The sequence below is a fragment of the Heyndrickxia acidicola genome (genome assembly GCF_001636425.1).
Taxonomy (GTDB): Bacteria; Bacillota; Bacilli; order Bacillales; family Bacillaceae_C; genus Bacillus_AE; species Bacillus_AE acidicola.
In genome coordinates this window covers 3,842,096-3,855,253 of record NZ_KV440953.1, presented here as the reverse complement: position 1 = coordinate 3,855,253, position 13,158 = coordinate 3,842,096, and the positions used below count along the sequence as shown (strand labels likewise).

Sequence of the window (13,158 nt, the reverse complement as noted above, 5' to 3'; positions counted from 1 at the left end):
ATAAAAAGCTTTACCTCGGGGAATACTAAAGAATATTAATTTGTCAGGAGGAGCGAAATGATGAGTGCATCTGAGAGATTGTCCATATTTGCCCTGGGCGGGTTAAATGAAATCGGAAAAAATATGTATGTGGTTCAGTATGCCGATGATATTTTCATCATCGATTGCGGCGGAAAGTTTCCGGATGAATCCTTGCTCGGTATTGATTTAATTATTCCTGATATCACTTATTTAGAAGAAAACAGAAAGAATATCCGAGGAATGATTGTTACCCATGGCCATGAAGACCATATTGGCGGGATTCCCTATTTCTTGAAAAAATTGAATGTACCGATTTATGCAACCAACTTTACCTTGGGCCTGATTGACCTTAAATTGCAGGAGCATAGGCTCAGAAGAGAAACCAAACTGATTCCTATTCATTCAGAGTCAAAACTTGAATTAGGCAGAGTCGGCGTATCCTTTTTCAAAGTCAGCCACAGCATTCCCGATTGTCTCGGCATTGTCTTCCATACGCCTGAAGGGAATGTCGTTCATACCGGTGACTTTAAGTTCGATTTAACCCCGGAAAATAACCAATCTACCGATATTCATAAAATGGCCCAAATCGGTACCGAGGGCGTACTCGCTTTAATATCGGAAAGTACCAATGCAGAGCGCAAAGGACTGACACCATCAGAGCGGACGGTCAGCGGCCATATGGATGAAGCCTTCCATCGGGCAGAGGGGAAAATTTTTGTTTCCACCTTCGCCTCCAATGTCAACCGGGTCCAGCAGGTGGTAGCCTCCTGCATCAAAACCAACCGGAAGCTTGCCCTGCTTGGCCGCAGTATGGTGAATATTGTAGATGTTGCATTGGAGCGAGGTTATGTAGACATTCCGGAGGGGATGCTGATTGATGCAAGTGCTGTCGACAAAATGAATCCTGAGAAGGTTACCATTTTGTGTACAGGCAGCCAGGGTGAACCGATGGCCGCCCTTTCCCGCCTTTCCACCGGGAATTTCCGCGATGTTGCCATTTATCCTGGCGATACCGTCATACTGGCCGCCTCGCCGATTCCGGGAAATGAACGGGATGTATCCAAAATCATTGACAACCTCTTTAAGCTTGGAGCCAACGTCATCTACGGCTCTGGAAGTTCAACAGGCATGCATGTTTCCGGCCACGGCTACCAAGAGGATTTAAAGCTCATGCTTACGTTAATGAAGCCTACCTACTTCATTCCTATCCACGGAGAATACAGAATGCTGCATCATCACCGTTTGCTGGCAGAGTCCGTTGGAGTGGAAAAAGGAAACACGTTTATCATGCGAAATGGAGATGTTGTCGATATTGAGCATTCCACAGCCACCCAGACCAGAAGTGTCCCAGCAGGAGATACCTATGTGGATGGAATGGGCGTCGGGGATGTCGGGGAGATTGTGCTGCGCGACCGGAAACAGCTCTCGGAAGACGGCATGCTGGTAATTGTCATCACCCTGAGCAAAAGAGACCGAAAAATGATTTCAGGACCAGATATTATATCCCGTGGCTTTGTGTATGCAAAAAATTCCGATGATCTCCTCCGGGAAATGAACCAGCTTGTAAGCAAAACGGTGAAAGACCTGCACGGAGAAAGCCGGCAGTGGAACGTCTTGAAGAAGAGTATCAAAAAATCAGTCGGAGAATTTGTCTTCGCACAAACAAAAAGGAAGCCCATGATCCTTCCAATAATCATTGAGATTTGATCGGTATCGCATAATTCTCCTCGCCGATAAAGCGTTAAGAAAAAATCATATACTCCAGTTAAAAGCCCTGCTTAAAACAAGGGCTTTTTCCGTTATTAAGGTATTTTAGCTGAAAAATAAAGGAAGGAAACACATATCGTGCGCGTTCCCCTTTAAACATTACTATTATTGTGTGTCCTAAACACCGTTTATTTGACTTTACTTTATTTAATGCTTTGATGTCAGCTGCCTACATTGACTTCAGTATCAGTCTTCAAAAATCTTATAAGGAAATTGTGAACAAGCTCCCTTTGAGCAATTAATTGTCCTGCCGACAAAACGCGAATATTATACTATTTAAATTGAAATTAGTTTTTACTTATAAATTGGCTATTGATTTCCGCTGCAGGCACTCGCTTTCCGCGGGGCAGACAGGGAGCCTGCTTGTCCCGCAGGAGTCTCGTGCCTTCCGCTCCAATCATCATTGTAAAAACTTAAATTCAACATATATAAGACATTTTTATAGAACATGGAACCCTGACTTCTTGCACTGTTATAAGAGTCAACTTTTAATCTAGTTTCACTCCCTCTCCTTAAAGTGGATTGTTCACAATATACCTCTACAAAAGGGAAAGGCAATGCCTTCATAAGAGCATTGCCAGAGTATAGAGCAACAATTCCCTATCATTAAATTAGAAATCACCTTCAGTTGTGCCTTCTTTTATCACATAATGCCCAGATTTTGTTTATATGTGAAGATCTCATCTACTGCTCGCTGGTACCCTCCTGCCCCTTGGAAGGAATACCCAATATCAACACATGCCCTTTTGAATGACGGATCGCCCAGCACACATTCCGCCGACTTTCTAATCTCTGCCGCGGTTAAGTCATCTTGATTCAGGTGAATGCCCGCACCGATTTCAGCAACACGTCGCGCTACCATAGGCTGGTCGGCGGTTTGTGGAATCACTATTAACGGTACACCGTAATAAAGACCTTCACTTGTACTGTTCATACCTCCGTGTGTGACAAACAATTTGGCGTGTTGCAGTACTTCGAGCTGCGGTACGTAATTTCGGACAATGAAATTCGCTGGAATGTCTCCCAATTCAGTTATCTGTGTTCGTCTCCCCGCTGATAGAATGACTGTATACTTCGTGTTTGCAAACGCCTCAAAACAGAGCTTGTAAAAATCAATTGCTTGATTGAACACCGTACCGAGAGAAATATAAATCAGGTTGTCAGTGTCTATGTTAGAAAAATCAAAATCACTATTTGAGCGCGGAGCGACAGACGGTCCCACAAATTTGTACGATTCGTCAAAGCCTTCTCCAAAAGGTTGGAAGAGTTTCGATGTGTATACTATGGTCAATGGTGCAGGGTTATAGAAAACCTCGTAGCGGGAGCCAACTTGTACATGGTATTTCTCTTGCACGTTTGCGACCAGCTGTTGAAACTCCTGTTGTGCGCGCTCATTCACGTCTGCTGGAAATTGGCGCGCTAGGCTATTCATCCACATATCAAAGCCGAATTGATTCAATGCAAAACCCGTGGACGAGTTGATTGCCGGTAGGTTGAGTATTTGTGAAAGCAAACGACCAGATCCGAACATTGAATCATGAATCATATAATCAAAATGTTCTCCTTTTATTTGCTCCAGGACAGCGGGAATGACGACGTCTGCAGCGCGCAATAATCCACCCGCTATTGCCGCAGGTGAGCGTCCACCCGCAGTGAATTCTTGGAAATATTTAGAGACATCGAACGTAATTACCTTTGCGCCCGTTAACTCGACACGTTCACGCATTTGTTCACCTGTTAAATAAACTACCTCTTCCCCACGCCGGATAAGCTCTTTAACCACACCAATCGTTGGATTTATATGTCCTTCTCCAACACCGTTGATAAATAATGCACGTGCCATAAAGTATCACTCTCTTTCTTATATTTAGTAACCTTAATTTGTTGCATGTTTTCGCTGAGCATAACTCCTTATATTTGCTCAACTCGAATATAAGAATAAACTAGTTTTGTGTCCTTAATGTGACCTAACATATGTAAAAAATAAATTTCACATAAAAATTTAAAATTGGAATTTTTTAAATGAAGGCTGGTTTAAATTTTAATGTTGATAACTGCTCATTTTTTAGCTCATTTTACAGTAAAGAAAGGAACCTTTCAGCTGTGCTGAAAGGCGTGTGATGCGGCTGCTTCACACGAATGAGCTAAAAAACAACAATGTCGTTTTAACATGAAAAATCAATTATGCAGGAGTCCTCGTGGTTTGTAGAATAGCAAATAATTGAAGTTAAAATGCTCATTATTTTACAGGAATATTTAACCTTAATTGCTCAAAAACAATGAATCGGGATAAATCATTGCTTTAACAAATGTACCTGTTTCACAAATCACCACTAAACAATTACCAACATTTTGAATATCAACATAATTTAAGAGTAGGCGCTTGAACATTTACTGGCAATCCCAGTTTTGCTGTCAATCCAAGGAATCGAATCATAATAATAGATAAAAGGAGTAATCGACTATGAGTGGTGCACCCAGCTACCAGTATCGGACATGTCCCACCTAAAGGTATATGATTTCGATCGTTCTATCCGATTCCACACAGAGGTCCTCGGCTTTGATTTGGTGAATCAGCTGGGAAACAATATTACATTCTCGAGCTTTGAGGATATCATCATCACCTGGCATTGAACACCTTGGAAAGTGCTGGCGGTTTACCACCTGCACAAGAGCTTTACGGAGAAAACTAAATAGGACAAGGAAAATGAAAAAGAGCTGGATTGTTCTTTTTTTATTTCCCTTCTTCAACACCAATAACATCATTGCTCTCACATTGTTAATCCGGGAAATTTCCAGATGCACTGCCCACCCGATACGGCGTTGTGACACCTTGATAATCGACCGCCATATCCATTCCGTTATATGCATGACCCAGCATGTGACAGTGAAGCATCCATAATCCAGGATTATTAGCGACGAAAGCGATATCCACTGACTCGTGTGGATTAACCATAACCGTATTCATATAGATTGGACTTCCGCTCATAGGATGACCATTTTGATCGAGAACAATAAAATCATGTCCATGTAAATGCATGGCATGTGGTATATTGGTCGGGTTGTCAAAGTGTATTTTGACTTTGTCACCCAGTTTAACCATTAATGGGGGCAAATTTTCCATTGTTTTCCCATTCATGGTGAATTTCATGGTGAACGCCCCATTATAGAATCCAAGGCTGTTTCCAAGGATTATGTTGTCAACTACATTGAATTGAGTTTGATTCGATAACCCATCTGCCGTGGTGACCGGAATGCCGTAGGTACTATAATCAAAGAATTTCCATTTACGAACCTGAGCGGTGTTGATCTTGATTGAGCAGCTGCCAAACGTTGCGTTTAGCATTTTGTTCTCAGCACTAGAGTCAGGGGTAAACTGACTTGCAGCGCCTGAATCAACATTGATAAGCTTTACCACTCCGGTCTTCGGCATCTGGAATACAATGTCATAGCGCTGGCTAGGAGCAATTGGTAAGGTTTTGTTACTGATATCCGTTGGTTTGTTAATATTATTGGCATCAATCGCAATTACTTTAAACAAAGCGCCAACTAACGTCATGTCATGCTCGTTGTCCCCACTGTTAACAATCCGCAATCGGACAAACTCTCCTGGTTTTGCAGCAAAATGGGCTCCATCCGAAGTATCATTCACAGTAAATACAGTCTTACCCCAATCATGGAGTGTTGCTACATAGTCACGATCGTAATGAACTTCGGGCACCTTAGGATTCACGATGAGGACACCGAATAGTCCGCCATCCGTTTCTTTATAGCTTTCCTGATGTGAGTGGTACCAATATGTGCCTGGCTTGTTGACGACGAATCGATAGGTGAACTTCCCTTTCGGAGGAACGACATTTTGAGTAACACCTGCGACACCGTCATCTGCATTTGGAACATTTACCCCGTGCCAATGGATCGTCACGCCGACAGATGCGTGGTTAATGAGATGCACCTCAAGACAATCTCCCTGATTGATCACCAGTGTTGGTCCTGGAGATGCACCATTGAAGGTATACCCTTGAATCTTCTGCCCGGCACGATGAATCGTTTTATTTTCGGCGACCAATGTGAATTTCTTTATCGGGGCATTTGTACAACTTTGCGTCAAACTAGTGACGGAAGTGGTTTTTACATTATTGCTCATATTCATGTTTCCGCTCATACCCATCCCCATATTCATGGATGATGGAAACTTAGACATTTGCATCATGACAAATACTGTGACACCTATGATCATAATAAGGCATGCGAATCCAATCCCAATTCGCTTTAACCATTTTTTCATAGAAAAAACCTCCTATGGCGATACTCGAGTTGACATTGCGATTTTCATAATATAATAGTTTTGTGTCCTTTATGTGAACTTTCTCGTGTTTTAATAATCAATTTTGACATAAAAGAAGCCCCGACAGCTGAGCTTTCCACACTTTTTTCAAAAATACCTAATTGCACATACGTTAAGTCACATTGAGGACACAAAACTTTTGTATTGTAATTCTAATGACAAATGGAAAAAATGACATATATAAAACAGGAGGATTATGTTCCAAATGAAGACAACCGTTTTAATTGCAGATGACGATGTTAATATACGAAGAGTGACACAATTATATTTGGAGAAAGAAGGATTTCAAACGCTTATCGCCTGCGATGGAAAAGAGGCGCTTGAACTGCTGGAACAAGACAAAATCGACTGTGCGGTTATCGATTTGATGATGCCGAATGTAGATGGATGGGAACTTTGTGAAAAAGTTAAAGCTTATTATGAGATTCCCGTTTTGATGTTAACAGCAAGAGATCAACCGGAAGACACCATTAAGGGATTCAAACTGGGTACTGATGATTACGTCACAAAGCCGTTTCATCCAGTTGAACTTGTCATGCGAGTGAAGTCGCTGTTAAAAAGATACCGGGTTACTTCGGCAGGGAATATTGCTTTTAAAGATATTACTCTTGATAGCAGCAATTATAAAGTGCAAATAAAAGACACGGAATTTACGCTGCCAATTAAACAGTTTGACTTACTTTATACGCTTGCCAGTCAACCAGGGAAAATTTTAACAAGGGATCAATTGATCGAAAGAATTTGGGGACTTGATTATGAGGGCGATGACAGAACGGTTGATACACACATTAAAAAACTGCGCAAACAATTTAAAGATTATGAAGACATTCTGCAAATTGTTACTGTAAGGGGACTTGGTTACAAATTAGAGGTTTTGTCATGATTCGATCTATTTATTTCAAAAATAGCTTGAATTATTTTCTTGTTATAAAGGTTTCAGTGATTGTTTCTTTTATTATCACGTGGTTATTTTTTCAAAATCAATTCACCCAAATTCAAGAAAATGATATCATCAATCAGGGTAAAGCAATGATTAGTTTATATCAAAATTCAGGCTCGAAAGGGATTAATAATTATTTACAAACCTTATCCCCTATACCTTATGATGTCTATCTTTATGATCAACATGGTTTGGTTTTAAACACGCCTAATGCACCAAAAACGGAAAAATTAAGTGGAAAAACAATAAGGGATGTCATCACAGGTAATGTTTCTCGTCAAATGAAAATTGGTCCTCAAGATATGTTCATAGGACTGCCTTTTGAAACAAACACCGGAAGATACGCGTTATTTATTAAACCTAGATTAGATGGTCAAATTAATCAGCTAAGAAAGATATTATTAGTGTTCTTGCTTATCGTTTTATTTATCGGATTGTCACTTATTCTCATCACCACCCGGTTTTTGGTGAAACCCCTTGTACGAATCACAAATGCAACAAAAGAATTAGCGAGAGGAAATTTTCATATCCATTTGGATGTTAAAAGCAAAGATGAAATTGGTCAATTAGCCCAAAGCTTTAATTTCATGGTTGAGGAATTAAATAATACCGAGCAGATGAGAAAAGATTTCGTCGCAAATGTGTCTCACGATTTCCAGTCCCCTCTTACAGCCATTAAAGCGATGGCAATCGCATTAAAGGAGGGTGCTGTGGAATCAGCTGAACAAAAGCATTATGTCGAACTTATTGAACAAGAGAGTGAACGTCTATCCAATCTGACAAAACAATTGTTGAATCTATCCATGCTGGAAGCGAATAAGTCTCCATTTCATCCAAAGCGGTATCGCTTGGACCGGCAATTACGAAATCAACTTGTAGCCATGCAAACCCTTTGGATGGAAAGGAATCTCGAGATTGATTTTGACATTCCAAAGCTAGAAGTTTATGCAGATGAGTCATTGATGAATCAAGTATGGTCTAATTTATATTCAAATGCTATTAAGTATAATAATAATCATGGAAAAATATCCGTTCGAGGATACGATCGTGGTGACCATGTTGAAGTTTTGATTAGCAATACGGGGCATTGGATACCTAAAGAAGATATTCCCTATATTTTTGAACGGTTTTACCGAGTTGAGAAAGCCCATACAAGAACAACAGAAAGTTATGGACTTGGATTGGCAGTAGTCAACCGGATTATCGACCTTAACAATGGGAAAATATCAGTGGATAGTATCGAAGGGAAAGAAACAACGTTTAGAATATGTTTAAGAAATAATGAATAATTCTTAAAAGCAGTCCCTATAGCAGGGTCTGCTTTTTTCATTAATAATATTTATTAAGTTTTTCAACAGGTCACATTGAGGACACAGAACTATTGTATGCTGACTCTTGTGATTTAAATGAAAATTTGAAAGGGTGTTATGTTTGAACAAAATATTGAAATTTAGCTTAAAAAATACAATTGCAATTATTTTGCTTGCTATACTCGTCATTGTAGGAGGAATTTATTCTACAAATAACATAAAAGTTGAATCTTTTCCTAACCTGGTGATGCCAACCCTATTTGTACAAGCAACTTATGGAGGTCATTCAACTCAAGAATTGGAAGACCAACTGACCAATCCAATTGAAGATAGCATTAAGCAGCAAAAAGGTTATGATACCTTAACGAGTACATCAAGAAACAATTCGGCAACTATTACGGTTTCTTATCCATTCCATACTGATATTGACAAGCAGAAATCCACTCTGGAAGAGGCAATTAATAAGGTAACCATACCAGATGGCGCTAAGGTAGAAGTACAAAAACTTGATAATGCTGCACAACCAGTTTATGAGGTAGCTTTTGCAGGCAGTGGCAATCAAGATATCCAGTCATCGCTTGAAAATGATCTTGTTCCAAAACTTGAGAGGGTAAGTGGTGTTGGAACCGTTTCGCTTGATGGTACAAAAACGAAAAAAATTTCTATTGTAGTAAATCAAGACAAAGCAAATAAGTATGGTCTAACACTTTTAAACATTCAAGATGCTATTCAATCCAAAAACTATAATGTTGCATTTGGTCAGGTGAATAGTGATGGTACAAAGATTTCTCTAGTGATGGTAGGGAACAGCGGAAGTATTAAAGATTTGAAAAATACGGAAATTGCTGTTGGCGAAACAAACCAACAAACTAGTGGAACATCAAATTCTTATGCCGGGGCAACAAACCCACAGAATGGTGGAGCATCAAGCTTTTATATTGGATCGGGAAACCAGCAAACTGGCAGTGCAAAGGCTTCTGTACAACAACCAGTAAAGGTAAAGCTATCAGATCTCGCAAATATCCAAACAGTTTACAGCCAGGATGAGATTACTCGTTCCAATGGAAAAGACAGTTTATTACTTTCCGTAACCAAGACTCAGGATGCAAATACTACAGAAGTTGTAAATAACATAAAAGATACCATTTCAACCTTTAATAAAGATCACCATTACACCATTTATACAGTGACGGATCAAGGTAAAGATGTACAAGACTCTATTTCTTCCTTGCTTAAAGAAGGTGGCTATGGAATTCTATTTGCCATATTAGTAATTTTACTTTTCTTACGGAATATTCGCGCAACCCTAATCGCAATTGTATCTCTGCCATTATCCATATTGGCTACCATCACAGTTCTTAATCAAATGGATTATACCTTGAACATGATGACACTTGGCGGAATGGCGGTAGCAGTCGGACGAATTATTGATGACAGTATTGTCGTTATAGAAAATATTTTTAGATGGCGGCAGGAAAATAAACAGATTAGCATGAAAGAGGTAGCACTTCATGCAACAAAAGAAGTCTTTGGAGCAGTAACCTCCTCTACTTTAACGACGATGGTTGTATTTTTACCTATTGCATTTGTAACCGGGATTCTTGGAGAAATCTTCCGTCCATTTGCGCTAGCTGTTGTATTTTCCATCTTGGCTTCATTGATAGTCGCGATGATTTTGGTTCCGGTTTTAGGCAGCATATTTTTCAAGAATGTTAAACATGTGGAAAAACCCAGCAGAATTGTATGGCTTTACGAGAAAATTCTAAGAGGAGCTTTTCGTAAAAAAGCGCTTGTTATTATATTATCCCTTCTTCTTTTAGTCGGTTCATTTGCGATGATTCCTAAATTAGGGGTAGCGTTCTTGCCTTCAGATGATACAAATCCATCGATACAGGCAAACATAACCGTTCCAAGCTTTCTAAGTGTTGACCAAATGAATTCGGTGGCAAAGAATGTAGAAGCCTATTTGAAAAATAAAAAAGGGATCGACTATAGTCAAGTATCCGTTGGTATTTCAGGCGGGAGTGCCATGATGTTCGGTGGCGACAACAATGTCATTCAATTCTACATCCATTTTAAAAGCGGACAAAATATGAATAATCTGTTAGATGTATACCGAAATGATATTGAGAAAATCGCTCAAAGTGATTATAAAGATTCGGCTGTTACAGTTTCACAAGCACAAAGCAGTTGGAATCAAACTGGAAATAACATTGATATTCAGCTATATGGTTCTGATTTATCGAAACTAACAGATGCATCCAACCAAGTGACAAAGTTACTTTCGAAAAACAACCAATTAAAAAATATTACGAGTAATGTGGGCAGTAATCAAAAACAATGGAAGTTTGAAGTTAATTCAGCCGGGGACAAAGCAGGAGTAACTTACCAGCAGCTGATGTCAGCTATTCGTGATTATGTTTCAACAACAGTGGTTGGCAATTATGATATAAACGGGACTACTCAAGAAGTAGACTTAAGCTATGATAAACAAATAACTTCAAAAGCTGACCTTGAAAATATTGAAATGAAAACATCAGAAGGTACTAAAAAGGTAAGTGATGTTGCTACAATAACAGAAGTAAATGTTCCGACAACATTGTACCAAGACGACGGTAATCAACTAGTCAAAATATCAGCAGTTATAAAAGGAAACGACACAACAAAAGTAACCGATGAAGTGAAGAAAGATATTAATACTTTATCATTACCTAAAGGCATAACCGTATCCTATGATGGTGGAGCTAAAATGACTTCCGATGGGTTATCAAGTCTAGGACTTGCAATGGGAGCGGCCGTTGGTCTTGTATTCATTGTGTTAACTGTAACTTTTTCAGGTATTCTGACACCACTTGTGATCTTGTCATCCCTTTTGTTCGTTCCAATTGGAGCCCTTGGAGGTTTATTAATTAGCGGACAGCCAATTTCAATGAGCGCGATGATAGGGATGTTAATGCTAATTGGTGTCGTTGTTTCCAATGCCATTGTATTACTCGACCGAGTTGAAAAAAATCGAAAACGCGGAACGGAATTGCAAGAAGCCATTGTTGAAGCAGCAAAGATACGTTTACGGCCCATTTTAATGACAGCATTTGCAACCATCTTTGCTCTTATTCCATTGGCAACATCTACATCATCATCCGGTCTAATATCAAAAGGATTAGCCGTTGCCGTTATTGGTGGTCTAACCACATCAACATTGCTAACCTTAATATTTGTGCCTGTTCTATATTCACTAGTCGGTAAATTTAGAAATAATTTAACAGATGATGATCTTAAATAAACCATTTTGGGAACTAAAACTTCGGTACCATACAATGTAGGCACTTTGTAGCAGGAAAGACTCATAGTTAAACGCCAATATCAGAAAAGGATATTGGCGTTTTTCACAATTAATATCTTAAATTCCGCTCTAAATATTCAATACTGCAATTGCTTGGTTTGAAATCTTTAAGCGAAATGATTTTATAAACTTTCGAACCACTGTATCGGTGCGATGACACGTCTCGATTGTGGTTTACGGAGAATTAATAGAGAGCTCTGGGGATATTTTGGACTTTGTTTTATTTTGCAAACTTTTCCTGATGCCAAAACCTCAATTGTGATTCGTGTACCTGGGACTGAGGGTTTGTCTAGGGCTTCCTTCTAATCCATTCTCCATGGACACCCTTGCCTACGACTAATGGTTCGTATATCTCACCGACCATAACGCACCTTTTACCGGCTAATCGATGAAGATGCAAGGCACATAAAAAGGGAAACACGTGGCGTGCTTCCCTTAAACATATTTCTTAATTTGTGCTTTTTGCTGTACCTGTTTATTTGATAGCGATCGTTAGTGTTTGCCCAGTTTTCAACTGATTGGACTTTAGTTTATTTAATGCTTTAATATCAGCTGCCTTCACACCATATGTTTGGGCGATATGATTCAGATCATCGCCTTTTTTTACAATATAGGAAAAGGTTTTTGTACTGATAAGGCTGCTGTCGCCATCATATGCAACATAATTGATGCTGGCGTTTTTCTTCACTTTATACTTCTTCATGAAAGCAGTAGTTGAATTGGCCAATTGCTGCGACTGCTTATCGCCTTTCGTGACTAAACTGCTCATTTGATCATCAAATTTTTTCATCTGTGATTCGCTTGGATTCTTTACACTGAACATTTGAAGCTCCAGGTTTTCCAAATCTATCACAGTATTGACTAAGGATACTTCCTCATTCTTTAATGGAAGGATCTCTTTATTCTTTACAGGATAGCTCTTTATTTTTTGTTGAATAGCTTTCATCTCAGCTAAATAGCCCTTTGCTTTAGAAGGATTTTCAGCAGCAGCGGCCATCTTGTTCGCTGCATCCTCCACTCTTTTCAACAGCAGTGCATTGTACGCCATGTAATTGTAAAAATCAGCCTGGTTATACTGCATTACTTGAGATTGAGTGGATGAGACGCTTGCTGCTTGTACAGGAATATTAACGGCAGGTACAGCAAACGCAAATCCTGCTGTCAATGCAGCAGAGGCTGCGATCGTTGTCATGAATTTTTTGGATGTAAACATATATTTTCCCCTTTTTCCTTTTTATTAGAAACCCATCCCAATTATACCAGCTAGTCCTTCTTAACGTGAAAACTGTAAAAATTGGTTATCTCACAGCAAATGGATAGGAAGACTGTTGCTGCTCGCGTTCCATGCCGCAAAGAATCTGATCTCCTTTTTTCAAGCCGTCACCCGCACGATAAGCTATGCGTTTCATTATACTTTCTATCTTTTGTC

Annotated in this window: 8 protein-coding genes; 4 read left to right on the top strand and 4 right to left on the bottom strand. The window is 39.5% G+C overall.

What is annotated here, in order from left to right:
* Positions 1–60: 60 nt before the first annotated feature.
* Positions 61–1,728, top strand: a complete 1,668-nt coding sequence (locus A5N88_RS18020) for a ribonuclease J (protein WP_412733812.1) — start codon at positions 61–63, stop codon at positions 1,726–1,728.
* A 369-nt stretch (positions 1,729–2,097) separates the two neighbouring features.
* Here the strand turns inward: A5N88_RS18020 and A5N88_RS25605 are convergent, their stop codons facing one another.
* The 3 genes from A5N88_RS25605 to A5N88_RS18005 form a co-directional block, all read right to left on the bottom strand.
* Positions 2,098–2,238 (bottom strand): hypothetical protein, encoded by a 141-nt coding sequence (locus tag A5N88_RS25605; protein WP_198160316.1) that lies wholly within the window; start codon positions 2,236–2,238, stop codon positions 2,098–2,100.
* A gap of 193 nt (positions 2,239–2,431) precedes the next feature.
* Entirely contained in the window at positions 2,432–3,631 is a 1,200-nt protein-coding gene (locus A5N88_RS18015) for a macrolide family glycosyltransferase (RefSeq protein WP_066268513.1), read from the bottom strand.
* A 936-nt stretch (positions 3,632–4,567) separates the two neighbouring features.
* Positions 4,568–6,076, bottom strand: a complete 1,509-nt coding sequence (locus tag A5N88_RS18005) for a multicopper oxidase family protein (protein WP_066268509.1) — start codon at positions 6,074–6,076, stop codon at positions 4,568–4,570.
* Between the two features lie 265 nt (positions 6,077–6,341).
* Here A5N88_RS18005 and A5N88_RS18000 point away from each other — a divergent pair, with 265 nt between their 5' ends.
* The 3 genes from A5N88_RS18000 (at position 6,342) to A5N88_RS17990 (ending at position 11,669) form a co-directional block, all read left to right on the top strand.
* Positions 6,342–7,019, top strand: coding sequence for a response regulator transcription factor (locus A5N88_RS18000; RefSeq protein ID WP_066268507.1), 678 nt, complete (start codon positions 6,342–6,344; stop codon positions 7,017–7,019).
* Positions 7,016–8,365, top strand: a complete 1,350-nt coding sequence (locus A5N88_RS17995) for a HAMP domain-containing sensor histidine kinase (RefSeq protein WP_066268505.1) — start codon at positions 7,016–7,018, stop codon at positions 8,363–8,365. The genes A5N88_RS18000 and A5N88_RS17995 overlap by 4 nt, the downstream gene beginning before the upstream one ends.
* Before the next feature lie 142 nt (positions 8,366–8,507).
* The gene (locus A5N88_RS17990) at positions 8,508–11,669 is read left to right on the top strand and encodes an efflux RND transporter permease subunit (protein ID WP_066268503.1); all 3,162 of its coding nucleotides are present in this window, start codon (positions 8,508–8,510) and stop codon (positions 11,667–11,669) included.
* A gap of 535 nt (positions 11,670–12,204) precedes the next feature.
* Here the strand turns inward: A5N88_RS17990 and A5N88_RS17985 are convergent.
* Complete coding sequence (locus A5N88_RS17985; protein ID WP_066268499.1) at positions 12,205–12,942, bottom strand: LysM peptidoglycan-binding domain-containing protein; 738 nt, start codon at positions 12,940–12,942, stop codon at positions 12,205–12,207.
* Between the last annotated feature and the right edge of the window lie 216 nt (positions 12,943–13,158).